The sequence below is a fragment of the Halonotius aquaticus genome, from assembly GCF_003605575.1.
In the GTDB taxonomy this organism is placed as follows: domain Archaea; phylum Halobacteriota; class Halobacteria; order Halobacteriales; family Haloferacaceae; genus Halonotius; species Halonotius aquaticus.
Map to the genome: position 1 here is coordinate 261,829 of NZ_QKNY01000018.1, position 23,577 is coordinate 285,405.

Below are 23,577 nucleotides of genomic sequence, written 5' to 3' on the forward strand. Positions count from 1 at the left end.
GTTATTTGAGCGGCACGAACTTTGAGGAGCGGGTCGCGCCAATCCCGGCCTGTCCGTGCTCGACCGAGCTCCGGGTGAGCTGGAACTCGCCGAGGTAGTGCCCGATCATCTCGGGTTTGACCTCAACGCGCTCGAAGCTCTGTCCGGTGTAGACCGCGAACGTCAGCCCAACGAACTCCGGCAGGACGGGCATGTCCCGCAGGTGGGTTCGGAGCGGGTTGTCCGCCGTCTCCTCCTCGGTGCTGTCTCTGGCTTTTGCCAGCAGCTTCTGGTGTTCCGCGGACAGTCCACGGGTGATAGTGCGCCGCTGTCGAGCGGGAAGCAGTTCCGCAACCTCGTCAAGCTCCATTGCCTGCAGCTCGTCGAGCGTGTGACCGCGGTAGGTGAACTCACCTTCACGGCCGGTTCGGTATTCAGTACTCATTAGTTACCTCCCGTGCTGCCACGTCCGGTGCGTTTCGAGGCGATATCGCCGACCTTCCGTCCCGGCGGGGCGTCCCGCGAGACCGATTTCGGCTTGCCGGGGTGTTGGCGGCCACCGCCACCGAAGGGGTGGTCGATGGCGTTCATCGCAACACCACGGACGCGGGGGTACTTCGTCCCGCGCGCCTTCATCTTGTGATGTTTGTTGCCAGCTTTGACAAACGGCTTTTCGGTCCGGCCACCGCCGGCGACGACGCCGATCGTGGCGCGGCACTCGGGGTTGAGCCGTTTGACCTCACCGCTTGGGAGCTGGATGACCGCAACGTTGCGGTCATGGGTCATCAGCTGGGCGGAAACGCCCGTCGCACGGGCGAACTTCCCGCCGTCGCCGGGGGAGCTCTCGACGTTGCAGACGAGCACACCCTCGGGGATCTCACCCAGCGGCAGCGTGTTGCCGGGTTTGATCTCCGCGCTGACGCCGACCTGGATCGTCTCGCCGACGGTGACTCCCTCGGGGGCGAGGATGAGCCGTCGGTCGCCGTCCTCGAACTCCACGTCTGCGAGGGGGGCACTCCGGGCGGGATCGTGCTCGATGTCGACGATCTCGCCGGAGATCGTATCGGTGTCTTCGGACTTTTTGTGCGACAGTTCGGCTTTGTAGCGGTGTGATGGCGCGCGGAAGGTTGGGCCACCACGGCCGCGTCGTTGTCCCTGAATTCGTCGTCCCATCTTAGAACACCCCGATTCTGGAGGCGATCTCAGTTGCGTCGTCGTCCTCGCTCAGCGTGATCGTCGCCTTCTTCTCGGCATCCGGCGTGATCTGCGTGTTGATGTCGACGACGGTTACGTCGTACCGTTCTTCGATCTCGTCGCTGATTGCCGGCTTGTCGGCGTCGATGTGGGTGATGAACTGAAGCTTGTTGTCGAAGTCCATCTCGTCCATCGCCTTCTCGGTGACCAGCGGATGTTCGAGAATCGAGTTCATCGGTCGGCCACCTCCGCAATCGCGCTTTCGGTGTAGATCGTGAGTCGGCCGGCGTGGGTACCCGGTGCCAGATCCTCGACGTTGACATCGTGGGCGGTCGCCACGTCAGCGCCCGCAAGGTTGCGGGCGGCCTTCGAGGGTTCCTCGCTGGTCACGAAGAGGATCGATTTTGGCTCCTGGTACTTGCGGCCACGGGTCGTTCCCTGGCCGGCACGGATCGTCTTCCCCTCGTCGGCGCGCTCGATGTCGTCGGCGACACCGAGGGCTTCGAGCAGGGAGACGACCTCCTGGGTTTTGACGAGGTCTTCGAACTCGTCGCTGACGACAAGCGGGAGGTCGAGATCGTCGTCGAACTCGTGGCCACGGTCGGCGACGCGCTCGGCGTCGGTCGTGGCGGCAAGCGCCGAGCGCGTTGCCAGCTGTCGTGTCTGTTTATTGATCGATTTGCCCTGTTCCTTCTCGGCCTTCGGTGGGTGTGCACGGCGGCCCCCAACGGCGTGGGGGACGCGTTTCACGACGCCGTCCTGTCGGGGGTCGTGAGACATGCCGCGGCCGCTGCCCATCGATTCGGCGGGCGTTCGCAGCCCGGCGAACTCGTCGGCACCGTAGGCCTGTTTCCGGTTTGCCTGTGCGGCGACAACGGCCTGCTGGATGAGATCCGGACGGAAGTGGGTCTCAAAGATCTCCGGAAGCTCGACCGAGCCGGCGTCGTCACCGTTCAGGTCACGTACTGTTGCCTGCATAGTTAGCCCTGATTGGATGCGGTTGAGACGTACCGAACCTCGGGATCGAGGCGCGGCTGGTCGTTCGGCCGGATGGCCGGGCGGAACCGCAGCAGCCGTTGATTCGGCCCTGGCAGCGACCCTTTGATGAGCACGTAGTTGCCGTCGACCTCGCCGTGGTTGACGAAGCCGCCGTCTACGGAGGCCTCGTCGCCGTCGCCGATGTCGATCAGGCGCTTGTTGAGCTCAGTTCGCTGCTGGTAGCCGGTCTGTCCTTGCTGTGGCACCGTCGAACGGACGCGGGAGGGGTTCCACGGACCGAGGTTGCCGATCCGACGTCGCCATCCCTGGCGGGCGTGTTTGCCCTTCCGTTTCTGGACGCCCCACCGCTTGACGGGGCCTTGGGTGCCTTTCCCTTTCGTGATCCCGGAGACATCGAGGTACTCGCCGGCGCGGAACACGTCGTCAACGCTGTGTTCGCCGCCGTCTTCGAGCAGTTCGAGGGCGAAGTCGGCGCGCTCGCTGAGTGAGCCGCCGCCGACGCGTGTCTCCATGATGTCGGGTTTCTTCTTCGGAACGTTGGGGCTCTCGTCAGGAACGGTGTGGGTGATCAATCGCAGATCGTCCACGTTCCCGGCGTCGAGTTCGTTCCGAAGGGCCTCCGAATCGCTCTCGAAGGTATCTTCGGCCGGCAGGTCGAGGGCGCGGTCGAGTTCGTCGTGGAACTCGGTGGCCCAGACCTCGGAAACCGGCTTCTGTCCGTACGGCGTGTCTTCGTAGGCTCGGAGCGCGACCGCCCGCATCGGCGGTACCTCGACGACCGTGACGGGAACGGATTCCTCCATCCCTTCACGCGAGGAGTCCGCCTCGTCGTTGACCATGACAACGTGGGTCATGCCGGCCTTGTAGCCAGCGAAGCCCTGCGGCGCGGGTGCGCCGTCGTCGTCAGGCCACGAGCGGATGCGTGGGACTTCTGAGTCCGCACGCTTGCGGGGGCTAAAGCCCAGCGAGCCTTTGCGTGGTCTGCTTGGTTGTGGCATGTGGTTACTCCGTGAGTGTGAGGCAGGCGAGCGACGCGAACATCGCTTCCTCGGTTCGCACCGTCTCGCTGCCCTGTCGCGGAATCGTATTGAGCCAGCGGTCGAACCCCGGATCGGAGTCGACGTGGTCGTCGTCCAAACCGTATGGCTTGGATCTCCCGGCTGCGTCAGCAGCCGAGATCGCCTCGGGTGGAATCCCGAGTATCTCCGGCAGCCCGCGGCCCGGCGCGCCGAAAGCGACGGTCAGCCCGTCCCGGTAGTCGGGACGGAACTCCGCCAGTCGCCCGATGGACAGCTGCTGTCCATGACGGGAGGTGGCGATCCGTCGTCCGGCGGCGTCGGTAAGGGCGGCCGACAGGTTCACAGTCGCCACGTCGAAGCCCGGTGTGGGCTCGTCGACGAGGCGCGCGCGAACCGGTTCTCTCGAAGAGATCCTGACGGTGACGCGCTCTCCCTCGGCCGGTGTCGCCATCGACGGCGGCACCGTGAGAGAGATCGGGTGTTGCAGTCCGCAAGTGACCCGGACGCGGCCTTCAGGTCCGACCTCGGTCACGATTCCCTGGTTGACAGCCGACTCGGACGAATCGGCTGTGGTCTGCGACGAGAGCCGCAAGGGCGGAAGCACGCCCGCAAACTGCAGTTCGTCGCGTTTGCCCCACACCTCGCCTTTGAGGTGCGGCGGTGTCGCGGCGTACTGCAGCACGATGCGGACGAAGGCTTCACCCCACCGACGTTCGCCCTCCCTGTCGGGGAAGACGCAGAGTCGGTCGGCCCGGAACACCGCTGCCGCACGGGCAACGTAGCCGAGCTTGCGAGTTGCCTCGCGTTTGTCCTCGGCCTCCCGGACGACCGACGACGGAATCAGTAGTGTGAGTCCGTCCATCGGTCTGTCTCGTCGCTAGACTGTAGCCTGGCTTTCCGACGAGAGCCTAAAAGGATAGCGGAACAGGCCGCCCCTTGTGTCCCGTTCACACGCTCATCAGCCGCTGATACGGCCGAATTTAGGTTGTGAACGAATCCCACTCACCGTGTCATGTCACACCATCGGTCATACTGCTCACCTACAATGTTAATGAATGTTTATTATGGTTCGGCAAGAGATGCTGGTATGCGCGCCGCACGATTACACGAGTATACCGACGACATGACGCAGGGGCTTTCAATCGACGAGATCGAGAAACCGCAGGTGACGAGAAGCGACGGAGTCGTCGTCGCCGTCGAGGGCGCGGGCTGGTGCCAGACGGACAACCACATCATCGAGGGGATGTGGGAACAGTACGTCCCCCAACCGCTGCCGATGACGCTGGGCCACGAGAACGCCGGTACCGTCATCGAAACCGGCGAGGAGGTCGGCCTCGTCGAGGAGGGCGATCAGGTGATCTGTCACCCCGTCCAGACCTGCGGGACGTGTCGGCCCTGCCGGCAGGGCGAAACGATGTACTGTGAGAACGATGCGTTCAACGGGCTGACGACCGACGGCGGCTTCGCCGACGAGCTGCTGACCAGCGAACGCGCGGTGATCCCGCTACCCGACGGCGTCGATCCCGCCGACATCGCACCCCACGCTGACGCGGGGATCACGGCCTACCACGCCGCCAAGAAGGCCGTCGACGGCCTCAACCCCGGCGACGCCGCGGTCGTCATCGGCATCGGCGGGCTGGGCCACATCGGCCTCCAGTGTCTCAACGAGATGAGCGCGGCCGACCTCGTCGCCGTCGATATCAAAGAGTCGGCCCGACAGTTGGCTGACGACCTCGGCGCACACTACACAATCGACCCGCAAAGTGAGGACGTAGCCGACGTGGTCAGCGACATCACCGACGGCGTCGGCGCGGCGCAGGTGCTGGACTTCGTCGGTGCCGACGAGACGACCGCGCTGGCACCCGATATCTGTGCCGCGGGCGGCGACCACCACATCATCGGCTACGGCGGCCACATCCACGAGCCAGCCCAGGCCCTCGTCAACGGCGAGTTCGCCTTCCAGGGCAACATCGTCGGGCGATACGCCGAACTCCAGGAGCTGGTCGCGCTGGTCGAACGCGAGGCGGTCGATCTGCATACGACCCGGTACGATCTTGACGCCGTCAACGAGGTTGCCGAAAAGTTGGAGCACGGTGAGATCGACGGGCGGGCCGTGATTACGCCGTAGGAGGCGACTCGCTCTCGTTCAGATCGTTTTTCGTGGAACAGGTGGCGTCACTGGATCGCGACCGCCTGCTATCGGCAGGGAGGTGGGAGTACGCTTCGAATCCGGTGTGACATCTCGATGCCAGCGAGCCTGACTGGCACTGTTCAGAACGCATAAACCACCGTTTGGCATTAGTGGCGCATATCGATGGTAGCACTCCTGACCGTCGTCGGGATCGGTGTCGCCGTGTTCGTTGGCTTCAATATTGGCGGTTCCTCGACGGGCGTGGCCTTCGGCCCGGCGGTCGGCTCCCGGCTCGTTCGAAAGACAACGGCGGGGGCACTGTTCGTTGCCTTCGGCTTTCTCGGGGCGTGGACTGTCGGCCGGGAAGTCATCGCCACGATGAGCAGCAGTATCGTCCCAGCAGCCCAGTTCACACCCCTCGCCAGTGTTGCCGTCCTGTTTTTCACCGGCGCGTCGCTACTGGTCTCAAATCTCTACGGGGTTCCGGCCTCAACGTCGATGACTGCTGTGGGTGCCATCGTCGGCTTGGGCCTTGCGTCCGGTACCCTCAATCAGGCACTCATGTTCGTCATCGTCTCCGCGTGGATCGTCGCCCCGCTGGTCTGTCTGGTGATCGGGGTTGTGGTCGGCCGCTACATCTACCCCTATCTTGACCGCTATATCGCGTTCACCACGTTCGCGCTCCACTTCGTGCAGTTCGATCGCTCCGGCATGATCCCACGGCCGTTTATCAATCCGAACGCCTCACTGCAGGATATCGTCGGCTCACTGTCGGTGATCGTCATCGGCTGTTATATGGCGTTCTCGGCGGGGGCGTCGAACGCCGCCAACGCCGTCGCCCCGCTCGTCGGGGCGGGCGGCTCGCTCACCGTCGATCAGGGTGTGCTGCTCGCGGTGGGAGCGTTCGGGCTTGGCAGCTTCACGATCGCCCGTCGCACGCTGGAAACGGTCGGCGACGATATCACGGAGCTCCCGATTCTCGCCTCGCTGATCGTCTCGGTCGTCGGCGGTACGGTCATCACGATTCTTTCGTCGTTGGGGATTCCAGCGAGTCTCGCCGTCAGTACGACCTCAACGATTATCGGCCTCGGCTGGGGGCGAGCGAGTCGGGCAGCGACGCTGGCAGAGTTGGCAACGCCGTCCGCCGACGGGACAACTGTCGATGTCTCGACGGGCGCGTTGGTCACCTCGCGCGCGGAGGACGCGCCGACCGGGCCGACGATCGGCGATATTGCGCGCAACGAGGAATCGGCCGAGAAGCCGGCTGAGACCCCAGATGTCCCGGACATCGGTGCTGAAGGGCCGGCGGATCTCGACGCGCGAAGCCTCTTCGACCCGGCGGCAGCCAAGCGAATCGTCACCATGTGGGTGCTAACGCCGTCGCTGGCGATCGTCACCTCATACCCGGTGTTCGTCATCATCCTGTGAGTGGGGCTGAAAGCCACGCCAGCGACACCGCGCCGGGGCGCATGCGGCGATGGGGTTTACCTGTCGGCTGGCAGTAGGCGGGTGTATGGCAGACTCGTCCGACGAGTTTGATCCGGAATCACCCGAGGAACGTGAGGTTGCCGGCGAGGCAGCCGGTGATCGCACCGATTTTTTGTCGCTCATGGGCCATGCGTATCGGGGTGAGTTGGGCCGAACAACTGCCTGGCGCACCCGGATCGATAGGACGACCAACTGGGCGGTCGTCCTCACGGCAAGCCTGCTTACGTGGGCGTTTTCCGGCGACAGCCGACCACACTACATCCTGCTGCTTGGGGTCGTGATGGTAACCGTCTTTCTGGGGATCGAGACCCGTCGCTACCGCGTCTACGACATCTGGCGATCACGGGTGCGGATTCTCGAAGAGAACGTCTTTGCCAACGTGCTTGACTCCGAGGGCGTCGAACAATCCAATTGGCGGGAACTCCTCAGTGATGATCTTCGGGAGCCGGCGGTCAAAACACCGATCGTTGAGGCGGCCTCCCGGCGGCTCCAGCGGGTGTATTTCGCCTTGCTGTCGGTGTTGCTCGGGGCGTGGCTCGTTCGGTTGACCGTGTTTACCGGAACACCGGCCGGGCTCATCGAGACGGCGGCGGTCGGCCGGGTGCCGGGACTCGTCGTGAGCGTTGCGGTCGGCCTCTACTATACGGCGGTGGTGGTACTCACCTTCTGGCCGCATAACCGACAGGCGAAAGGTGAACTGCAGTCACAGCCGGATGCCGAGGAGTGGCGATAGCGAACAACAGCGGGTGGCGACGTGTGCCCACCGCAGCCCACAGCGATATGTAGCGACCCCGCGTGTTCCGATGCGAACAGCGTCGACGATGCCTCGGGGAGCTAACGCGGTGATAGTGAGCAGTAGCAGCCCAACCGAGTCATTCCGCGGCTGTCGTCCACCAGCGAGCCAGATAAACAACGGCTGACACCCAAAGCGCGGCCAAAAACACGTATAGCCCGTCGCCAAATGGGTACAGCGAGTCGGTGAAGGCTCGCGACCCAGCATAGCCAAGCAGGCCAACCACACCCGGAACGCCGAGATGGGCGACAACCGACGGCTGCCAGGCAGCGTCCTGCGGGCGATCCCGATCGCCGTGGAGATACAGCCCAGCGACGGTCAGCGGCGTCAACACCGCGAGCACGACAATCAATCCGACTGTCGACACAACGAACACGGCCGCTTCGTCGGAGCCAAGAAACACAGCCGAAAAGACCACCGGGAGCGATGCCACGTAGGCACCGATACTGAGCGGCCAAGTGTTGTCGACCGCCACGAACTCGCCGTAGCGCTCCACAAGCGGTAGCGAAAACGGATACCGCCACGCCGAGCCGAACGTCGCTTTCCCCATCGCAATGAGTCCGAGCCCAACGGTGAGAACCAGCGCGCCACCCCAGCCGGTAAGCAACAGCGGCACAAGGAGGCCGATACCCGTCGAAAGGGGTGGCGAAAAGACAGCGATGTCGGCGACCCCTTGTCCAGTCCCCTCGGTGTAGCTGACCAACAAGCCGAAGGTAACGACTGTCAGCCCCAACACGGTGAGATGCCAGTCGAGCGCGTTGCGAGCGTTTTGCTTCGTGAACTCGTTGCGAGCCAGCAGATAGACGAGTCCCGCGCCAACGACACCGGTTGGGATGGCGATAAAATGAACCAGGATGCCGGCGACCGACCGGGATGCAAGCAGTTGCGGCCCCCTCGGTGCCGCCTCGTCAGTCGGTGTCGGTTGGGAGTTCTGTCGAGGCATAGTGATGTGCTACCGTTGGTCACCTCTGATGGTAAGTTGCTGTCCCAGTCGGCGTCGACGCCGAATCCGCATTCGACCAGCAAGGGAGAGAGCGACAGCCACGTGGAGCAGAGAAAACAGCCGATTCACGGGCGACGCTGTCTCGACCGCGCGCTGATAGATTCCGCTGTTGTGGTTCCACCAGCGTGGCGTCGCACGACGAGATAGCGGTGGGGACACGGTAACGGCGAATAGTTGCCTACGAGATAAGAAACTGAAGGCAGCGTTTCACGCTGTGAAACGGCCGTTGAGAGTCAGGAAGCGCAGGCGACGACGCCCGGCGTGTCGCACCACAGACGCGGCTTCGGTAGGGTGGTTTCGCAACCCTTATACAGTCATCGGCGGTTACAATGAAATGCACAGGGCGTCGGTAGTGTAGTGGTATCACGTAACCTTGCCATGGTTACAACCCGAGTTCAAATCTCGGCCGACGCACTTTCTCTCACACACAACATCCGTGAGCGGCATCTATTGAAGCCCACAAATCAGCGGAATTAGGACAGTCGAACACGACGACTCTCCAATGACCGTCATCGCACTGCTCAGCGTCGCCCCGGTGATCGAAGACAGCATGGCCGGCGAGGTCGCCAAGGCCGTCGACGCCCTCGACGACCACGACGTGCGCTACGAGACGAATCCGATGGGCACCGTCATCGAGGCCAGCGATATCGACACCTTGCTCGCGGCTGTCGGCGACGCCCACAAGGCCGTCGACGGCGACCGCGTCAGTACAGTACTGAAGATCGATCACAAACGCACCAGCGATCAGGCAGCCACCGAGAAGGTCGATGCCGTTGAAGCCGAACTGGGTCGACCGGCGAAAACGGATCGGTCACCCGGAACCGACGACGAATCTCTTTAGGAGATCACGAGCAACCCACCCGTATGGAGAGCATCAACCGCTCGGCGATCGAACTCATCGATGAGGCGTTGGACTTTGCAGACCAACTCGGCATCGCAGTAACTGAACTCGACTGTGGGGCGACCATCCTCGATTTCGGCGTCGGCGTCGACGGCGGGGTCGAAGCCGGCCTCATGTTGGCCGACATCCAGACCGCGGGGTTGGCGACGGTCTACACCCAAATGGATCGGATCGCCGACGCGCCGATCCCCTACGTCGAGTTGACAACCGACCACCCACCGATCGCGTTGCTGTGTGCCCAGAAGGCCGGCTGGGAGCTCGACTTAGGCGATTTCGATGGGCTGGGCTCGGGGCCGGCCCGCGCGCTCGTTGGCGAAGAAACCGACTTCGAGCGCGTCGGCTACTACGACGAGTTCGACTTCGCTGTCTTAGCCATCGAAAGCGTCGAACTGCCTGACGACGAGATCGCCACCTACATCGCCGAGACCGCCGGTGTCGACCCGGGCAGCCTCTTTTTACCGACCTACGCGACCGGGTCGACGGCCGGCAGCGTCTCGATGGCAGCCCGCGCCGCCGAGTTGGCGGTCTTCCGGCTCTCCGAGTTGGGGTATCCACCAACTGAGATCCTGACCGCAACCGGCCGCGCGCCGGTCGCGCCGGTCAGCTACAACGAGTCGGTGGCGATGGCCCGGACAAACGACGCCCTCGCCTACGGTGGCGAGGTGTATCTCCAAGTGCGGGAGGAATCAACCGTCTTCGATAAGGTGCCATCGAGTGCCCGCGAGGAGTACGGCGTACCCTTCGAAGAAATCTTCGAGGAGGCGGGCTGGGATTTCTACGAGCTACCGGAATCCGTCTTCGCGCCCGCAAAGGTGACGATCGATGTCGTCGACGGCGACACCTACGTCGTCGGCGAAACTAACGAGGAACTCCTCGCCGAATCGTTCGGGCTGCAGTAGCGACACGCCCCGGCTGAGCGGCGTGGTGATGTGGCTGCAACGACAGCGACAGCAGGGCCGTGAGAACACTTAACTCGATGCCACGGGAGGGGTAGCGCATGGAACCACTCGAAGTCGAGGGGCTTCGGGAGTCAGTCTCCTATGAGCCGGTGAGCGTCAAGGAGCTGCTCGTCGAGATGAAAGACACCTCGGAACTCCTCATCGATCTGGCCTACTCGGCGGTACTCCACCAAAGCGACCAGATCGCCCACGAGGTCTTAGAGCTCGAAGCGAAGATGCAGGTGCTGCAGGTGCGCGCCCGGATGAGTCTCATGCTGGCAGCTCGCAGCCCGGATGAAGCTGAGGCACTGGCACCCGTCTTGGGTGTCGTCGAGGCTGCCGATACGATCGCCGATGCCGCCGGCGATATCGCCAAGATCGTCATCGAGGAGATCGGCCTCCCGCCGTCGATGCGGGGCGCGCTGTCGGCAGCCGTTGAGCTGCTGGTTCGGGGGACCGTTGCCGATGACTCGGGGTACGCCGGTCAAACGCTCCAAGCGATCGATCTCGAATCTGAAACCGGTATTCGCGTCATCGCTGTCCGCCGCGGCGACGAGTGGATTCGCAACCCCGGCCCGGAAACAACGATCGAGGCCGGCGACGTGACGCTGCTCCGGGGCCCCGAGGCGGCGATCGGTGGGGTCTACGAGCGGTTGACCGGCGATGACTACGACCCCGAGCCGGCCCCCGAGCCAGCGATGGCGGATCTCGAACGCGCCGTCGACTCCATCGTGTTAATGAAGAACCTCTCGGAGTTGGCCGTCGATCTCGCCTACGGCGCGATCCTCTTCGATAACGAGGCGTTGGCCAGAGAGGTCGCCAATCTGGAAGTCGAGGTCGACGCCCTTCAGTCGCGGTTTGAGGCCTGGGTGCTGCAGGCCGCCGCCGAGGCCGACGACCCGGTCGCGCTGCGCGGGCTGATCCATCTCGGCATCAGCACCGAGGTTATCAGCGACGCCGCCGTCTCGATCAGCGAGGGCGTGTTGCGCAACATCGGTGTCCATCCGGTCGTCGAACTCGCAGTCCAGGAAAGCGACGAACTCATCGCCCGTGTCGAGATCGATGCCGACAGCGAGCTTGCAGGCACCGAGATCGTCGAGGGGGTGCCGGCCGTCGACGTCTCAACGAGTGTCATCGCGATCCGTCGCCCGGAAGACGGGTGGCTCGTTGGACCCGACATGGACACGACGCTGCGAGCCGGCGACGTGCTCATTACGAAAGGCACCCGCACCTCGGCCGCGGAGTTCGAATCGTTGGCAACGGGGTCGCACGATTAGTCGTCAGCCGGCGTCGATGGCTGGCCAGTGTCGGTCGACACCACAGTCCCGACACCCTTGCTTGCGCCCTCCCGGAACACGAACCGCTGGCCTTCCTCGATGAAGTACGGGCGGAACTTGAACTCGATTTCCGTCGTCCCGGTGTCGCCGGGCAGGAGTTTGCCACCCTCGGGCGCGAAGATCGCCGTTTCGCTGAGCGTTTCGAGATGGACAACCGGCTCGTAGCCCTCCCGGATTCGGGTTGGGTGGTTGAGCACCATCACCTCGGCTTCAAACGAACGGGTCGCCCTCGGCTCGGCGTGTCTCGGCAGCAGCACCATCCCGCGTTCGATCTCGCTCTCGTCGACGCCTTTCAGCGCGATGCCGACGATCCGGCCGGCTTTGGCAGCGTCAACGCGGTGATAGTGCATCTCGATCGAGCGGGCTTCGACCTCGCGGAACTCCCCGTCGGCCATCGGCCCCAAGAGGAGTTCATCGCCGGCTTCGACGTGGCCCGAGTTGATCGTCCCCGAGGCGACCGCGCCGACACCGGTAACGCTGTAGGTGCGATCGATATACATTCGGAACTCGCCGTGGTCGTCGCTGGCGCGCTTCGGCAGTTGGCCAAAGAGGCGGTCGAGGTCGTCCATCCCGTCGCCGCGAACCGCGCTCGTCCGGATGATCGGGACGACCGTCTCGCTCAACTCTTCGGCGGCGGTCTCAATGCTGTAGCGATCGGTTCGAAGCGGACTGCGCTGGACATCCCGAAGCATCGATTCGACCTCCTTTTCGACCTCGGCGACGCGCTCCTCGCTGACGGTGTCGACCTTGGTGATCGTGACGATGGTTGGCAAGTCGGTCGCCAGCAGGATGCCGAGATGTTCGCGGGTCGTTTTTGTGGGGCCATCATCGGCGGCGACCGCCAGCAAGCCGTAATCGAGTTTTTGCCCAACGAGGCCGCGGATCGTGGTTCGCAGCCACGGCTCGTGGCCGACAGTGTCGACAAAGGAGACGAGGCGGTTGGATTCTTCCACCACGCGTGCGCGGTCACTTTTTCGATGCGGGTTATCCATCCGGATCGGGTCGCCGGTCGCATCGAACCCATACACCGCATACGAGAGATCCGCTGACAGCCCGCGTTCGACCTCGTGGGGCTGCACGTCGAGAAAGCCCCGGGTCGCACCGTCACCGTCGTCGGCCTCGCCGGTGACAAGCGAGCCGACGAGCGTCGATTTCCCGTGGTCGACGTGGCCGGCGGTGCCGATGACGATGTGGCCGTCGTCGGCCGCCAGCATCGCTCCCTCGCGGATCGTTGCCATGCCGACGAGGCCGCTGTCACCGGCCCCCCACGTCTCCACATCGTCGATATGGGCGTCGGCCTCCTCAGCGAGGAGGGAGAGGACATCCATCGTTTCGGAAAAGGCGTCCTGTGAGATGCCGGCGATTCCGCCGTCGTCGGTGACGCCGACGACGTAGATGGCCTCGCCGTCGCCGGAAAGGACGCGATGGCGGAGTTGGGCGACGAGACTTTCCTTTCGGCCGTCTTCGAGATGGAGGGCTCGGGTGAGTCGTTCCTTGAACTCGATGTGACCGCCTTCCTCTTCGCCGTGCGCTAGGGCCTGCTCTAAGGCGGCCCGATCCGCGCTCATAGAGAGGCGTTAGCAAGGGGCAGTAAAAACGCTTTCCGTGGTGTGACAATACATGTCACAAGTGAATTCTGTACTGGTCGGGAGTATGCACAAACCATCCCGCGCGTGGCCTACCCACCAAGCGTCTCGTAGGCTTTTTTCACTGATTTGAACTCGTCTTCGTCGCCCTCGGGGGCATCAGGGTGGGCGGTTTTGACCTTCTCACGGTAGGCGGATTTCACCGTTTCGGCGTCAGCCTCGGCGTCGACATCAAGAATGTCAGCAGCCGCCGACTTCGAGAGACCGGTCTGCTGGCCGACACTTCCACCGCCGCGAGCACGCTGTCGACGGCGGCGGCCTTGTCCGCGTGCTCGCTGACGGTTCGCACGCTCGCGGGTGAAGCGGCCCTCGAAGGGGCCGGCATCGAAGCCGCCCGGGCCGTCACCGCCGCGGGTCGATCGGGCGTAGCCGGCCGGGTCGGCACGGATGCGTTCGGCGAGCTTCCCGCTGGCCTGATACCACATGAGATAGGCCGCGCCGCCAAAGGGGACGGCGACAAGGAGGAAAAACGGGGAGACGACGATCCCGGCGATCAGCATGAGCGCGGTGATCCCGATAAACACCGCCGCGATCCCCATGAGCAGGCCGTCTCGGTTCACACCCGCTGTAGGGGTTCCACCGGTGAAAATCTCTCGGCCGGACGATGCGATTGGATCCAGCGGAGACAGTGAGACTCAGTCGTCGCCGCGGTACTGATTGAGTCGCTGTTTGAGCTGTTTGGCCGACTGGCCCGCAGCAGCGGCAAAGTCGTCGCCTTTGTCCTCACCAGCAAAAATGATCCCACGGGAGGAGTTGACGAGGCCGACACCGTCGTCACGGAGACCGTGCTCAACGGCGGCTTTTGCGTCGCCGCCCTGCGCGCCGACACCGGGAACGAGGAAGGGCAGGGAGGGCACCTGCTCGCGGATCGCTTCGAGTTCGTCGGGGCCGGTCGCGCCGACGACGAGACCGACATTGTTGTGTTCGTTCCACGCGACGGCACGGTCGGCGACGCGCTCGTAAAGCGTCCCACCCGAGTCGAGGTCGAGACCCTGGAAGTCAGTGCGGCCGGGATTTGAGGTTCGACAGAGGACAAAGACACCCTTGTCAGCGCGATCCAAGAACGGCTGAAGGGAGTCCTGTCCCATGTAGGGGTTGACTGTGATCGCGTCGACTTCGTCGAGGATCTCGGCGTACTGCCGGGTCGTGTTGCCGATGTCGGCGCGTTTGGCGTCCAGCAACACGGGCACGTCCTTTCCGTGAGCGTAGGCGATCGTTTCCCGGAGCGCGCGCCAGCCGTCAGCCGATTCGTAGAAGGCGGCGTTCGGTTTGTAGCAGGCCGCATGCTCGTGGGTGGCGTCGATGATCCGGCGATTGAACGCCCACTGCGGAAGGTCGTGGTCGGCGAGGTGGTCGGGCAGTCGATCGAGTTGAGAGTCGAGACCGACCGAGACGACGCTGTCGACGGTGGCGATCCGGTCGGCGAGACGATCGAAGAAGGCGGTAGCCATTTGCCGAAGGATCGCAGGCGACCCTCAAGCGTCTTTCGTGTCCCGAGTGGCCGTCGGCGTCGGTGGCCTGTATCAGGTCTCCAACTCACGGGGGACGACCGCCATCGGGCGATCCGAGTGCAGCAACACCTGCTCGCTAACACTGCCGATGGCGACCTTGCTTGTCTCAGTTGGCTTCCGGACGCCAAGGACGACCTCATCGGCATCGACCTCCTCGGAAAACGAGAGGATATCCTCGGCGGGGACGTTGCCGCGGCTGAACTGCTTGGTCTCGACGGTCGTCACCGCTGCCAGCCGCGAGGCGACGGCGTTGAGCGCGTCCTTGCCGTCGCGGATCGCCTCGGGGTCGGCGTCCTCGTCGTGGATGGAGTTGATCGCATGGACGGTATCGTCCTCGGCGACGCGGTCAAAGAGATAGTCACAGAGAGCCGCGCTCGTATGTACCGAATCGGTCGCAACGACGAACGTTGTCATGGCTATCCGGATGCCGCTGAGCGGGTAAACGCTTACTGACGACGCGGCCGACGAACACCGGAGACCGGTGCCGTTTAGCGGCCACCGAGCAACGGGCAGGTATGGCTGACGACCCGCTCCGCTGGGAGACGCTGGATACCGACATCGACTACGCGTGCCCGGGCTTTGAGGTGCGACGCGACGACGTTCGACTCCCGGACGGCACGGAAACCGACTACCACTACGTCGACGAGTCGCCGGCGGTCGTCATTCTGCCGCTGACACCCGACGGCGATATCGTCATCATCGAGGAGTGGCGACAAGCTGTCGACCGTGTCAACCGCGGACTGCCTGCTGGCTCAATGGAAGGCGACGAGGAGCCAACCGACGCGGCCCACCGCGAACTCCGCGAGGAAACCGGCTACGAAGCCGACCGGATCGAACACCTGCTGACGACCGAGCCCTCGAACGGGATCGCCAACTCGGTGCATCACCACTTCGTCGCCTACGACTGCGAGCCGACGGCCGAACAGGAACTCGACGCCAACGAGAGCATCCGGGTCGAGACGGTCGGCTACGACGAGTATCTCGACAACGTTGTCAACGACGATCTGAACGATGGGCGGTCGGCACTGACGCTGTTGCAGTATCAGTCGATCACATCGGGTTAGTAGAAGTGTCCGCTCGGAGAAGGTGTGCAAACACCCCGAGCTGACAACGAGCTAAAGGAGAAACATCTGCTTAATTTTGTCGTCAACAACCTCGAAGAGGAACTTTCGATTGACCTCGGAGAGAACGTTGAGACCACGACGGAGGAACTCTACGAGGTTCTCGCCGGCGCCAGCGCCGGCGGAACCTCGATCAACCACATCTGCGAGAAGACCGAGGAATCACCCCACGCCAATACCGTCCGTGGATATCTCACCGATCAATTCGATCTTGACGCCGTTGAATCGGTTGGAGATACACTCCTCCAGCGAGATACGGTTGAGACGCTGCCTGATCGACCGGTGGAGGTCTGTACTGACCTCCACCTCGATCCCTACTACGGTAACGAGGAGGAAACAGAGGCGCTGTACGCCTCGCAAGCGAAACGCGGTACTACGTCATTTCACGCCTATGCGACGCTCTACGTACGAGTGCGAAACAAACGGTATACACTGGCGGTTCGCCAGCTAACCGCTGGCGAAACCACCGGTGATGTCCTCGGTGAATTCCTCGAACTGCTTGACGGCCTTGACCTCCGCGTCAAGGCCGTCTATCTTGGCCGAGGCTTCTACAACAGCACTTGTCTCACCCTGCTGTACGCCTACAACTACGCTTACGTGATGCCGATCATCAAGTGGGGCAAAACGATCCAAGACGAGCTCAACAGCGGCTGGAGCCGTGAAATTGAGCACGAACTCGCTGGGAAGGTAACATTCCCCGTGTTCATCGACTGTGTCTACCAGCGAGGACGGTACGACGAGTACGGGGTGGCGCGTCACGGCTACGCCGCTGACGCGCCGTTCATCGACACACCACGTGATGCCAGACACCACTACAGCAAGCGGTTTGGCATCGAATCGAGCTACCGATTGGCCAAGCAGAGCCTCGCTATGACTAGTTCTCGTGACGCTGGGTTGCGGCTGCTGCTGTTTGTTGTAAGTCTCGTCCTCCAGAACAGCTGGCGATATCTTCACTGGAAGTACGTGGCGGCGCCGCGACGCGGCGGCCGCCACCTCTGGGAGTGGTCGTTCATTGAGTTTTGCGAGATGGTGCTCCGCGCAGCGTGGACAATGCTTGGCGTTCGTCGATCCGTTCCAGCGAATCAAGCACTGGACGAGCGGTTCTTCCGATAGCTATCGCCAGAATGGGCGACCGTAGTGAGTGGCAACACTGTCGCGTCGGCGGCTAATCGCCGCCGACAGCGACGGCCGAGATCAAAAGACCCTGTTCCAGACGCCTCGACGCTCAGATAGCTACCGAACCCACCCATTCAGCGTCGGCTATCGGCAGTGGTGGACTTCTCGATGTGATCGACTGAGTATGAGTTGAGCCACTAAGTGATCCGGGCGAGAGAGATACACCAAAAGATCGATTGCGATACATCCCACACAATACGCGACAGACAGGAAAGCAAAGACAGTGTCATGCCAGCAACCGAGATCAAGCGTGGCGTAGTTGGTCTGTTCACCGGCGTTTTCTCGACAGTTTTTATCAGAGAGGTGTTAGAATCAACACTCGGGTGGGCAGGACTGTCAACGGCAGCGTACGCATTTACCATCGGTATCGTCGCCCTGCTTGTCGTAGGTACCGTGCAAAATTGGAAGTACTATCAGATGGCTATCGCGTCGGGTGCCGCAGTACTCGGTGCTGTGGCAGGGATTGTCGTCCTCCTCAGTCTTGTTTCGGCGTAGCGAGTATTCAGTGCCAGGAGACAGCTGCGAGCGAACGCAATCCTTACCGACCAGCCCGCGGTAGCGACGGGTAATGCGCGACCACTTCGAGATGCGGGACGCCGACGCCGCCGGGCGGATCGGCCGACTGGAGGTTCCACGGGCCGACCGAACCATCGAGACGCCCGCGCTCATGCCGGTGATCAACCCCAACCGGCTCACGATCGAGCCCGCCCGCCTCGAAGCCGAGTTCGGCGTCGAGATCCTGATCACGAACTCCTACATCATCCGGGAGACCGAGTCGCTCCGCGAGCAGGCACTCGACGAGGGCCTCCACGCGATGCTGGAGTTCGACGGCGCGATCATGACCGATTCGGGTTCTTTCCAGCTCTCCGAATACAGCGATGTCGAGGTGACGACGAAGGAAATCATCGAGTTCCAGCACGCCATCGGCTCGGATATCGGCACGCCGGTCGACATTCCGACGCCGCCGGACGTGAGCCGCGAGCAGGCCGAATCGGAGTTGGCGACGACCCAGCAGGCGCTGGCCGACGCCGAAGCCATCGACGTTGGCGAGATACTGCTGAACGCGCCGGTGCAGGGATCGACGCACCCCGATCTCCGCGAGGACGCCGCCGCCCACGCGGCCGCGACCGATCTCGACGTGTTCCCGGTCGGTGCAGTCGTCCCGCTGATGAACAGCTACCGATACGACGATATGGTCGAGGCCGTCGCCGCCGCGAAACGCGGCCTCGGTGCGGACTGTCCCGTGCACCTCTTCGGCGCGGGCCACCCGATGATGCTCGCCTTAGCCGTCGCCATGGGCTGTGATCTCTTCGATTCCGCCGCCTACGCGCTGTACGCCCGTGCTGGTCGGTATCTGACCGTCGCCGGTACCCAGCAGCTCGACGACCTCGACTACTTGCCCTGCTCGTGTCCGATCTGTAGCGAGCGAACGCCCGCCGACCTCCGCAGCGAGGACGACGACACCCGAACGCGACTGCTCGCCGAGCACAACCTCCATGTCACCTTCGAGGAACTCCGCCGGATCAAGCAGGCGATCCGCAGCGGCAATCTACTGGAGCTCGTTGAACGGCGCGCCCGCGGCCATCCGGCGATGTACGACGGCTACCGCGCGCTGTTGGATCACGCCGACCAGCTCGAAGCCGAAGATCCCGTCTCGAAGGGGACGTTCTTCCACACCTCCGCCGAGAGCGCGCGCCGGCCCGAAGTTCTGCGCCACCACGAGCGACTTGACCGGCTTGCGGTTCCTGATCGGCTGCTGCTGACCGAGGGCGGCGCGCCCGACGGCGACGAGTACGATGACGCATGGCGCGTTGTCCCGCCGTTCGGCCCCTTCCCACGGGAACTCTCCGACAGCTACCCATTTACCGCGGCCGTTCCCGACCGGCCGGATCGCGCGGGGCAAGTGGCCGCGGCCGACGGCGTTCGGGCACTTGTCGAGGCCAACCCCGACACCGAGTTTACACTCGCCATCAACGACTGGCATCGGGATGCGATCGATCGGGTACCGGAGCGGGTGGAGATCGAGTCGCTTTCGACCATCCACGACGACGGGGATTAGTCGGCTGTCGCCGGGTTTTCGTCGACCTGCACGCGCCAGAGATCCGCATAGGCACCGTTTGTCGCCAGCAGATCGTCGTGGCTCCCCTGTTCGATGATCTCGCCGTCGTCCATGACCACGATCCGGTCGGCATCCTGGATCGTCGACAGCCGATGGGCGATCACGAGCGCGGTTCGGTCGGCGATGAGCCGCGAGAGACTGGCTTGGATGTGCTGTTCGGTTTCGGTGTCGACATCGCTGGTCGCCTCATCGAAGATGATGATCGCGGGATCGTTGAGGATCACCCGCGCGATAGCAAGCCGCTGTCGCTGGCCACCGGAAAGCTTCACGCCGCGTTCGCCGATCTCGGTGCGGTAGCCGTCCGGGAGATCCTGGATAAATCGATCGGCTTCGGCGGCATCGGCCGCCTCGACAACGGCCTCTGGCACCGACTCACCGTTCCGGAGCGCGGTCAGCGTCTCCCGATCCCCGTAGGCGATGTTTTCGGCAACCGTCCCGGAGAACAGATACGGCGATTGGCCGACGATGGCGATCCCCCGCCGGAGCGACTGGCGGGCATACTCCCGGACATCAACGTCGTCGACACGAACGCTGCCGCTGTCAACATCGTAAAACCGGGGGACAAGTCTCGTCAGCGTCGACTTCCCAGCCCCGGTTTCGCCGGCCAGTCCGATGGTTTCGCCGCGCTCGATCGACAGCGACACGTCGGTAAGCACCGGCTCACGGTCGCCGTAGCCGAAGGTTACGTCCTCGAAGTCGATATCGCCGCCGATGAACGCCGGGTCGTGTGGGTCGTCGGGGTCGTCGATCATGGGGGCGTGGCCGAGCAGCCCGAAGACGCGTTCGGCACTCGATTTGGCCTGCTGGTATTTGTTGGCCGACCGCCCGATCCGGCGCATCGGCGAGTAGAGCCGCCGGAGATAGAGAAAAAACAGCGCGAACGAGCCCGTCGACAACCCACCGGCGTCGCCGAGGAGGATGATATCTCGTCCGCCGACAAAGAGGATGGCGACAAAGGCGACACCGGTCATCAGCCGAAGGGCGGCGAAAAATCCGCGTCGGAGCCGGAGGGCGCGGATCTGCTCGTCGTGGTACTGCTCGCTCTGTGTGGCGACTCGCTCGTGTTCAAATTCGTAGCGGTCGAAGGATTTGATGATATCAACGCCGGCGATGTTGTTTTCGAGACGGCTGTTCAGCCGGGAGACGGTCTCACGGATCGACTGATAGCGCGGCTCGATCCACGTGAGAAACCCCGCGCTGGCGAGGCCGATCAGCGGCACCGGCAGCAGCGCGATCGCGGCAAGCTTCGGCGAGTAGCTCCAGAGGATGATCGTGATCCCCGAAACGGTGGCGACAACGCGGATGAGTTGGCGGAACTCGGAGTTGAGAAACTGTTCGAGCCGGTTAATATCGCTGTTGAGCACCGACAGCATCGCGCCGGTCTGGTTGTTGACGAAAAACGTCATCGAGAGCCGCTGGAGGTGATCGTAGGCGTCGTTGCGGAGATCACGCTGTACTTCTGGGCGGTTGATTGGAGCAGATACCGGGAGGCAAACCGGGTGACCGATCTGATGAGATACGCCACCGCCGCGATGACGACGAGTCGCCGGAGGAGTTCGAGCCGGGCGGCCTCGCCGACGATCGCCCCGGTCGGCAACAACCCCACATCGGTAAGCAGGCCGGGATCGGCCTCGCCGAGCACAACACGATCGATGGTCGCCGCGACGATCAACGCCGGAACCAGTCGGGCAAACCGAGTGATGACCGCCGTCGTGACACCGACAAGCAGCCGCGGCCAGTACCGCAGCGCGTACGTGATGAGACTGACCATCGGGTGCCCGTCGACGGTGTCACGAATGTGCTCGAACCCCCCGTGGTCGTCGGCCATGCGGTCAGTTGCGGCGCGTGCGGCCTAACGGTGACGCTCCGGGTGTAGTAGTACCACACAGTCACTCGTTGGGAGACGCTTCCGGCATCCGGTCGCTGAAATCCCACGTGTACAGCCGGTTAGGGTCGATCCGGATTGTGACCTCCTCGCGCTCTGGCGACAGGAGACGGTCGGCGAGGTCGGAGTCGGTGCCGCCAAGATACCGCGCTAACAGCTCTCGAAGCAACGCCTTCTCGGGGTCGGCCTCGACGGTGGCGGCCCCGTTGCCGCGAACCCCCTTGTACGGCGGGTCGTTGGTCGAGATCTCGAAGGCAACATGCTCATCATCGGCGAGATAGTCGACAATGTCGGCGTTCGCGCTGGTCGCACACCAGAAGGCATCGTCACGATACAGAAACCACAGCGAGAGCATCCACAGCGACTCGCCGTTGGCGTGACAGGAGAGCCGCAGCGGCACCGTCGACGAATCAAGGAAGGCTTCGGTTTCAGCCTCGTTCCACGCGCCGGCAAGCCGATCCATACCGGCCTATCGGACGGCAGCGCGAAAAACGCTCGGCCCACGCGCTCAGTGTGGTCGATTCCAAAGGCAAGATAGTTGCCCGTCGGCAGTCGACGGAAGGCAATGACCGACTATTTCGAAGTCCTCGACCGCGACGGGGCCGCCCGGATCGGCGAACTCCGGCTTGCCGAGCCGGTGACGACGCCGGCCCGCGTTGACGACGTACTCGTCGACAGCGGGAGTCTGTGGAACGCCGACCGCGAGGTTCCCGACGGCGACGAGGGGTCGCTGACGATCCTCCCGCACCGGTCGCTGCCGGCCGGCAGCCGCGAGGATGTACAGGACGCCTTCGGCACCGAACACAGCGATACCGAGTTTCCGACCGCTGCGGTCGTCGCCAGCGACACCCCAACACCACAGGGGGCCGACGCCTACATCCTGAGCGACGCCGCGGGCTTTGTCGGCCACGGCGAGGGGTTCAAAGACGCGATCATCAGCGCAAAGGATGCGCTGCCGGCCGACACCGCGCTCGTGCTCTCCGGGGTTGCAACGCCGCGAAATGTGGCCTTACTGGCCTACGCCGGCGTCGATGGGTTCGACGCGAAACTGGCGAAGGTCAAGGGAAGCCAAGGCAAATACCTCACCAGCGACAACGAAGCCTTCCTCGACGATCTCGACGAACTCCCCTGTAGCTGTCCGGCCTGCCAGCAACCCCGCGACGAGTTCGACCGCGAGGACTGTATCGAGCACAACGTCGCCGCCCTCGAGGCCGAGTTGCGGCGTGTCCGCGAGCGGGTTCGGGCGGGTCGCCTGCGAGACTACATCGAAGGCCAAGCCCGCCACGACAACTGGCTGACCGCCGCGTTTCGGGAGTTCGACGACCAGTACAGCTATCTCGAAGCACGAACGCCCGTCTTCCGAACCAGCGAGATATCGGCGGCGACGAGCGACACGATCCGGCGCGTCGAGATCCAACGGTTCGCCGAGCGCGTCACGAGTCGGTACCGCAACCGCTTCGACAACCCCCTCGTGCTCGTCCCGTGTTCGGCCCGAAAGCCCTACAGCGACTCCCAGAGCCACGGCCAGTTCCACGACGCCATCGGCTACCGCGGCCACACGGTCTCGATGACCTCGCCCATCGGCATCGTCCCGCCGGAACTCGAACTGACCTACCCCGCCCAACACTACGACTCGGTCGTGACAGGCCGCTGGTCGGAAGATGAAAAGCAGTTTGTCGCCAGCGTCCTCCGGCAGTACCTCCGGCGCAACGAGTATCCTCGCGTCGTCGCCCACGTTCCCGATCACGGGTATCGGGATATCGTCGAACGCGTCGAAGCCGACAGCGACCTCGACTTCGAGTACACCGTTGAGGGCCACCCGACCAACACCGACTCGCTGGCGAACCTCGCTGGCGCACTGGAGGGCGAACTCAAATTCTCCAAGCGGGAACGCCAGCACAACACGATCAAAGCCATCGCCGACTACCAGTTCGGCGAGGATGCAGGCGACGCGCTGTTCGGCGATATCGAGATCCAAACCACGGGGCGCTACCCCAAGCTCCAAGTCCGCAACGACGACGGCGACCAGTTGGCGACGATGGTGCCGCAGTACGGCCTGCTGGCGATGACACTCGCCGGCGGGGATCGCTGGGTCGCAAGCGATGCACCGACCAAGACGGTCGACATCGAGGGGTTCGTCCCTCACGGCAGCGTCCTCGCACCGGGTGTCGTCGACGCCAGCGACGACATCCGACCGGGGGACGAGGTCGTTATCCAGGGATCGGCCGCCTTCGCCGTCGGCCGCGCCGAGATGAGCGGCCCGGAGATGGTCGACTCGACCCGCGGCGTCGCCTCCACGGTGCGACACGTCCGCGAGCGATAGCGGTCACCGAGGGG

23 protein-coding genes, 1 tRNA gene and 1 pseudogene are annotated in these 23,577 nt (G+C 63.6%); 12 read left to right on the forward strand and 13 right to left on the reverse strand.

The features are described from left to right. Position 1 precedes the first annotated feature (1 nt). The 6 genes from DM826_RS10950 to DM826_RS10975 are packed head-to-tail and all read right to left on the reverse strand — an operon-like array spanning position 2 to position 4,053. Positions 2-424, reverse strand: coding sequence for a 30S ribosomal protein S19 (locus tag DM826_RS10950; RefSeq protein ID WP_120103461.1), 423 nt, complete (start codon positions 422-424; stop codon positions 2-4). After that, on the reverse strand, positions 424-1,152 hold the full coding sequence (locus DM826_RS10955) for a 50S ribosomal protein L2 (RefSeq protein ID WP_120103462.1): 729 nt from the start codon (positions 1,150-1,152) through the stop codon (positions 424-426). The genes DM826_RS10950 and DM826_RS10955 overlap by 1 nt, the downstream gene beginning before the upstream one ends. 1 nt (position 1,153) lies before the next feature. Next, a complete protein-coding gene (locus DM826_RS10960) occupies positions 1,154-1,408 on the reverse strand; it encodes a 50S ribosomal protein L23 (protein WP_120103463.1) in 255 nt (84 codons plus the stop codon). Further along, the gene (gene rpl4p / locus DM826_RS10965; protein ID WP_120103464.1) at positions 1,405-2,151 is read right to left on the reverse strand and encodes a 50S ribosomal protein L4; all 747 of its coding nucleotides are present in this window, start codon (positions 2,149-2,151) and stop codon (positions 1,405-1,407) included. Before rpl4p ends, DM826_RS10960 begins: the two co-directional genes overlap by 4 nt. 2 nt (positions 2,152-2,153) lie before the next feature. Continuing rightward, positions 2,154-3,170, reverse strand: a complete 1,017-nt coding sequence (locus tag DM826_RS10970; RefSeq protein WP_120103465.1) for a 50S ribosomal protein L3 — start codon at positions 3,168-3,170, stop codon at positions 2,154-2,156. 4 nt (positions 3,171-3,174) lie between these two features. Then, complete coding sequence (locus DM826_RS10975; RefSeq protein WP_120103466.1) at positions 3,175-4,053, reverse strand: putative RNA uridine N3 methyltransferase; 879 nt, start codon at positions 4,051-4,053, stop codon at positions 3,175-3,177. A gap of 225 nt (positions 4,054-4,278) precedes the next feature. Between DM826_RS10975 and DM826_RS10980 the strand changes: the two genes are divergently transcribed. The 3 genes from DM826_RS10980 to DM826_RS10990 all read left to right on the forward strand — a co-directional run bounded on the left by DM826_RS10980 (position 4,279) and on the right by DM826_RS10990 (position 7,543). Beyond that, entirely contained in the window at positions 4,279-5,319 is a 1,041-nt protein-coding gene (locus DM826_RS10980) for an NAD(P)-dependent alcohol dehydrogenase (RefSeq protein ID WP_120103467.1), read from the forward strand. A gap of 186 nt (positions 5,320-5,505) precedes the next feature. Further along, entirely contained in the window at positions 5,506-6,750 is a 1,245-nt protein-coding gene (locus DM826_RS10985) for an inorganic phosphate transporter (RefSeq protein WP_120103468.1), read from the forward strand. Positions 6,751-6,835: 85 nt separating this feature from the next. Next, entirely contained in the window at positions 6,836-7,543 is a 708-nt protein-coding gene (locus DM826_RS10990; protein ID WP_120103469.1) for a DUF2270 domain-containing protein, read from the forward strand. 139 nt (positions 7,544-7,682) lie between these two features. On the opposite strand, the gene DM826_RS10995 is transcribed toward DM826_RS10990, so the two are convergent. Next, positions 7,683-8,546, reverse strand: coding sequence for a DUF4870 domain-containing protein (locus DM826_RS10995; RefSeq protein WP_120103470.1), 864 nt, complete (start codon positions 8,544-8,546; stop codon positions 7,683-7,685). Positions 8,547-8,949: 403 nt separating this feature from the next. Here DM826_RS10995 and DM826_RS11000 point away from each other — a divergent pair. The 4 genes from DM826_RS11000 to DM826_RS11015 all read left to right on the forward strand — a co-directional run bounded on the left by DM826_RS11000 (position 8,950) and on the right by DM826_RS11015 (position 11,722). After that, positions 8,950-9,020: transfer RNA gene (locus tag DM826_RS11000), tRNA-Gly, on the forward strand. 88 nt (positions 9,021-9,108) lie between these two features. Then, positions 9,109-9,447 carry an MTH1187 family thiamine-binding protein gene (locus DM826_RS11005; protein WP_120103471.1) on the forward strand — a complete coding sequence of 113 codons (339 nt, stop codon included), beginning with the start codon at positions 9,109-9,111 and terminating at the stop codon, positions 9,445-9,447. Positions 9,448-9,470: 23 nt separating this feature from the next. Further along, the gene (mch, locus tag DM826_RS11010; protein WP_120103472.1) at positions 9,471-10,406 is read left to right on the forward strand and encodes a methenyltetrahydromethanopterin cyclohydrolase; all 936 of its coding nucleotides are present in this window, start codon (positions 9,471-9,473) and stop codon (positions 10,404-10,406) included. Between the two features lie 98 nt (positions 10,407-10,504). Further along, the gene (locus DM826_RS11015) at positions 10,505-11,722 is read left to right on the forward strand and encodes a potassium channel family protein (RefSeq protein WP_120103473.1); all 1,218 of its coding nucleotides are present in this window, start codon (positions 10,505-10,507) and stop codon (positions 11,720-11,722) included. On the opposite strand, the gene DM826_RS11020 is transcribed toward DM826_RS11015, so the two are convergent. The 4 genes from DM826_RS11020 to DM826_RS11035 form a co-directional block, all read right to left on the reverse strand. Beyond that, positions 11,719-13,350, reverse strand: a complete 1,632-nt coding sequence (locus DM826_RS11020; protein ID WP_120103474.1) for a GTPBP1 family GTP-binding protein — start codon at positions 13,348-13,350, stop codon at positions 11,719-11,721. The two genes, DM826_RS11015 and DM826_RS11020, sit on opposite strands and share 4 nt — an antisense overlap. Positions 13,351-13,460: 110 nt before the next feature. Continuing rightward, positions 13,461-13,988: a DnaJ domain-containing protein gene (locus DM826_RS11025; RefSeq protein WP_120103475.1), complete on the reverse strand. Its 528-nt coding sequence runs from the start codon at positions 13,986-13,988 to the stop codon at positions 13,461-13,463. A 75-nt stretch (positions 13,989-14,063) separates the two neighbouring features. Further along, positions 14,064-14,879 (reverse strand): orotidine-5'-phosphate decarboxylase, encoded by an 816-nt coding sequence (pyrF, locus tag DM826_RS11030; RefSeq protein ID WP_120103476.1) that lies wholly within the window; start codon positions 14,877-14,879, stop codon positions 14,064-14,066. Between the two features lie 72 nt (positions 14,880-14,951). After that, positions 14,952-15,353, reverse strand: a complete 402-nt coding sequence (locus tag DM826_RS11035; RefSeq protein WP_120103477.1) for a universal stress protein — start codon at positions 15,351-15,353, stop codon at positions 14,952-14,954. 101 nt (positions 15,354-15,454) lie between these two features. On the opposite strand from DM826_RS11035, the gene DM826_RS11040 reads away from it, so the two are divergent. The 4 genes from DM826_RS11040 to tgtA all read left to right on the forward strand — a co-directional run bounded on the left by DM826_RS11040 (position 15,455) and on the right by tgtA (position 19,295). Beyond that, complete coding sequence (locus DM826_RS11040) at positions 15,455-16,003, forward strand: NUDIX hydrolase (protein ID WP_120103478.1); 549 nt, start codon at positions 15,455-15,457, stop codon at positions 16,001-16,003. 24 nt (positions 16,004-16,027) lie between these two features. After that, positions 16,028-17,173, forward strand: coding sequence for an ISH3 family transposase (locus tag DM826_RS11045; RefSeq protein ID WP_120103479.1), 1,146 nt, complete (start codon positions 16,028-16,030; stop codon positions 17,171-17,173). A 291-nt stretch (positions 17,174-17,464) separates the two neighbouring features. Further along, positions 17,465-17,731: a hypothetical protein gene (locus tag DM826_RS11050; RefSeq protein WP_133304675.1), complete on the forward strand. Its 267-nt coding sequence runs from the start codon at positions 17,465-17,467 to the stop codon at positions 17,729-17,731. A gap of 73 nt (positions 17,732-17,804) precedes the next feature. Next, positions 17,805-19,295: a tRNA guanosine(15) transglycosylase TgtA gene (tgtA, locus tag DM826_RS11055; RefSeq protein ID WP_120103481.1), complete on the forward strand. Its 1,491-nt coding sequence runs from the start codon at positions 17,805-17,807 to the stop codon at positions 19,293-19,295. On the opposite strand, the pseudogene DM826_RS11060 reads toward tgtA, so the two are convergent. Both DM826_RS11060 and DM826_RS11065 read right to left on the reverse strand, forming a co-directional pair. Next, positions 19,292-21,183: pseudogene (locus DM826_RS11060) on the reverse strand (ABC transporter ATP-binding protein). The gene tgtA and the pseudogene DM826_RS11060 overlap by 4 nt on opposite strands. Before the next feature lie 61 nt (positions 21,184-21,244). Next, entirely contained in the window at positions 21,245-21,703 is a 459-nt protein-coding gene (locus DM826_RS11065) for a pyridoxamine 5'-phosphate oxidase family protein (RefSeq protein WP_120103482.1), read from the reverse strand. A gap of 102 nt (positions 21,704-21,805) precedes the next feature. Between DM826_RS11065 and arcS the strand changes: the two genes are divergently transcribed. Continuing rightward, on the forward strand, positions 21,806-23,563 hold the full coding sequence (gene arcS, locus DM826_RS11070; protein WP_120103483.1) for an archaeosine synthase subunit alpha: 1,758 nt from the start codon (positions 21,806-21,808) through the stop codon (positions 23,561-23,563). Positions 23,564-23,577 lie beyond the last annotated feature (14 nt).

What these genes read in the sequence shown, in the direction of transcription:
- DM826_RS10950 (WP_120103461.1), bottom strand. Translation starts at nt 424, where the DNA reads ATGAGTACTGAATACCGAACCGGCCGTGAAGGTGAGTTCACCTACCGC.
- DM826_RS10955 (WP_120103462.1), bottom strand. Translation starts at nt 1,152, where the DNA reads ATGGGACGACGAATTCAGGGACAACGACGCGGCCGTGGTGGCCCAACC.
- DM826_RS10960 (WP_120103463.1), bottom strand. Translation starts at nt 1,408, where the DNA reads ATGAACTCGATTCTCGAACATCCGCTGGTCACCGAGAAGGCGATGGAC.
- rpl4p (WP_120103464.1), bottom strand. Translation starts at nt 2,151, where the DNA reads ATGCAGGCAACAGTACGTGACCTGAACGGTGACGACGCCGGCTCGGTC.
- DM826_RS10970 (WP_120103465.1), bottom strand. Translation starts at nt 3,170, where the DNA reads ATGCCACAACCAAGCAGACCACGCAAAGGCTCGCTGGGCTTTAGCCCC.
- DM826_RS10975 (WP_120103466.1), bottom strand. Translation starts at nt 4,053, where the DNA reads ATGGACGGACTCACACTACTGATTCCGTCGTCGGTCGTCCGGGAGGCC.
- DM826_RS10980 (WP_120103467.1), top strand. Translation starts at nt 4,279, where the DNA reads ATGCGCGCCGCACGATTACACGAGTATACCGACGACATGACGCAGGGG.
- DM826_RS10985 (WP_120103468.1), top strand. Translation starts at nt 5,506, where the DNA reads ATGGTAGCACTCCTGACCGTCGTCGGGATCGGTGTCGCCGTGTTCGTT.
- DM826_RS10990 (WP_120103469.1), top strand. Translation starts at nt 6,836, where the DNA reads ATGGCAGACTCGTCCGACGAGTTTGATCCGGAATCACCCGAGGAACGT.
- DM826_RS10995 (WP_120103470.1), bottom strand. Translation starts at nt 8,546, where the DNA reads ATGCCTCGACAGAACTCCCAACCGACACCGACTGACGAGGCGGCACCG.
- DM826_RS11005 (WP_120103471.1), top strand. Translation starts at nt 9,109, where the DNA reads ATGACCGTCATCGCACTGCTCAGCGTCGCCCCGGTGATCGAAGACAGC.
- mch (WP_120103472.1), top strand. Translation starts at nt 9,471, where the DNA reads ATGGAGAGCATCAACCGCTCGGCGATCGAACTCATCGATGAGGCGTTG.
- DM826_RS11015 (WP_120103473.1), top strand. Translation starts at nt 10,505, where the DNA reads ATGGAACCACTCGAAGTCGAGGGGCTTCGGGAGTCAGTCTCCTATGAG.
- DM826_RS11020 (WP_120103474.1), bottom strand. Translation starts at nt 13,350, where the DNA reads ATGAGCGCGGATCGGGCCGCCTTAGAGCAGGCCCTAGCGCACGGCGAA.
- pyrF (WP_120103476.1), bottom strand. Translation starts at nt 14,879, where the DNA reads ATGGCTACCGCCTTCTTCGATCGTCTCGCCGACCGGATCGCCACCGTC.
- DM826_RS11035 (WP_120103477.1), bottom strand. Translation starts at nt 15,353, where the DNA reads ATGACAACGTTCGTCGTTGCGACCGATTCGGTACATACGAGCGCGGCT.
- DM826_RS11040 (WP_120103478.1), top strand. Translation starts at nt 15,455, where the DNA reads ATGGCTGACGACCCGCTCCGCTGGGAGACGCTGGATACCGACATCGAC.
- DM826_RS11050 (WP_133304675.1), top strand. Translation starts at nt 17,465, where the DNA reads ATGCCAGCAACCGAGATCAAGCGTGGCGTAGTTGGTCTGTTCACCGGC.
- tgtA (WP_120103481.1), top strand. Translation starts at nt 17,805, where the DNA reads ATGCGCGACCACTTCGAGATGCGGGACGCCGACGCCGCCGGGCGGATC.
- DM826_RS11065 (WP_120103482.1), bottom strand. Translation starts at nt 21,703, where the DNA reads ATGGATCGGCTTGCCGGCGCGTGGAACGAGGCTGAAACCGAAGCCTTC.
- arcS (WP_120103483.1), top strand. Translation starts at nt 21,806, where the DNA reads ATGACCGACTATTTCGAAGTCCTCGACCGCGACGGGGCCGCCCGGATC.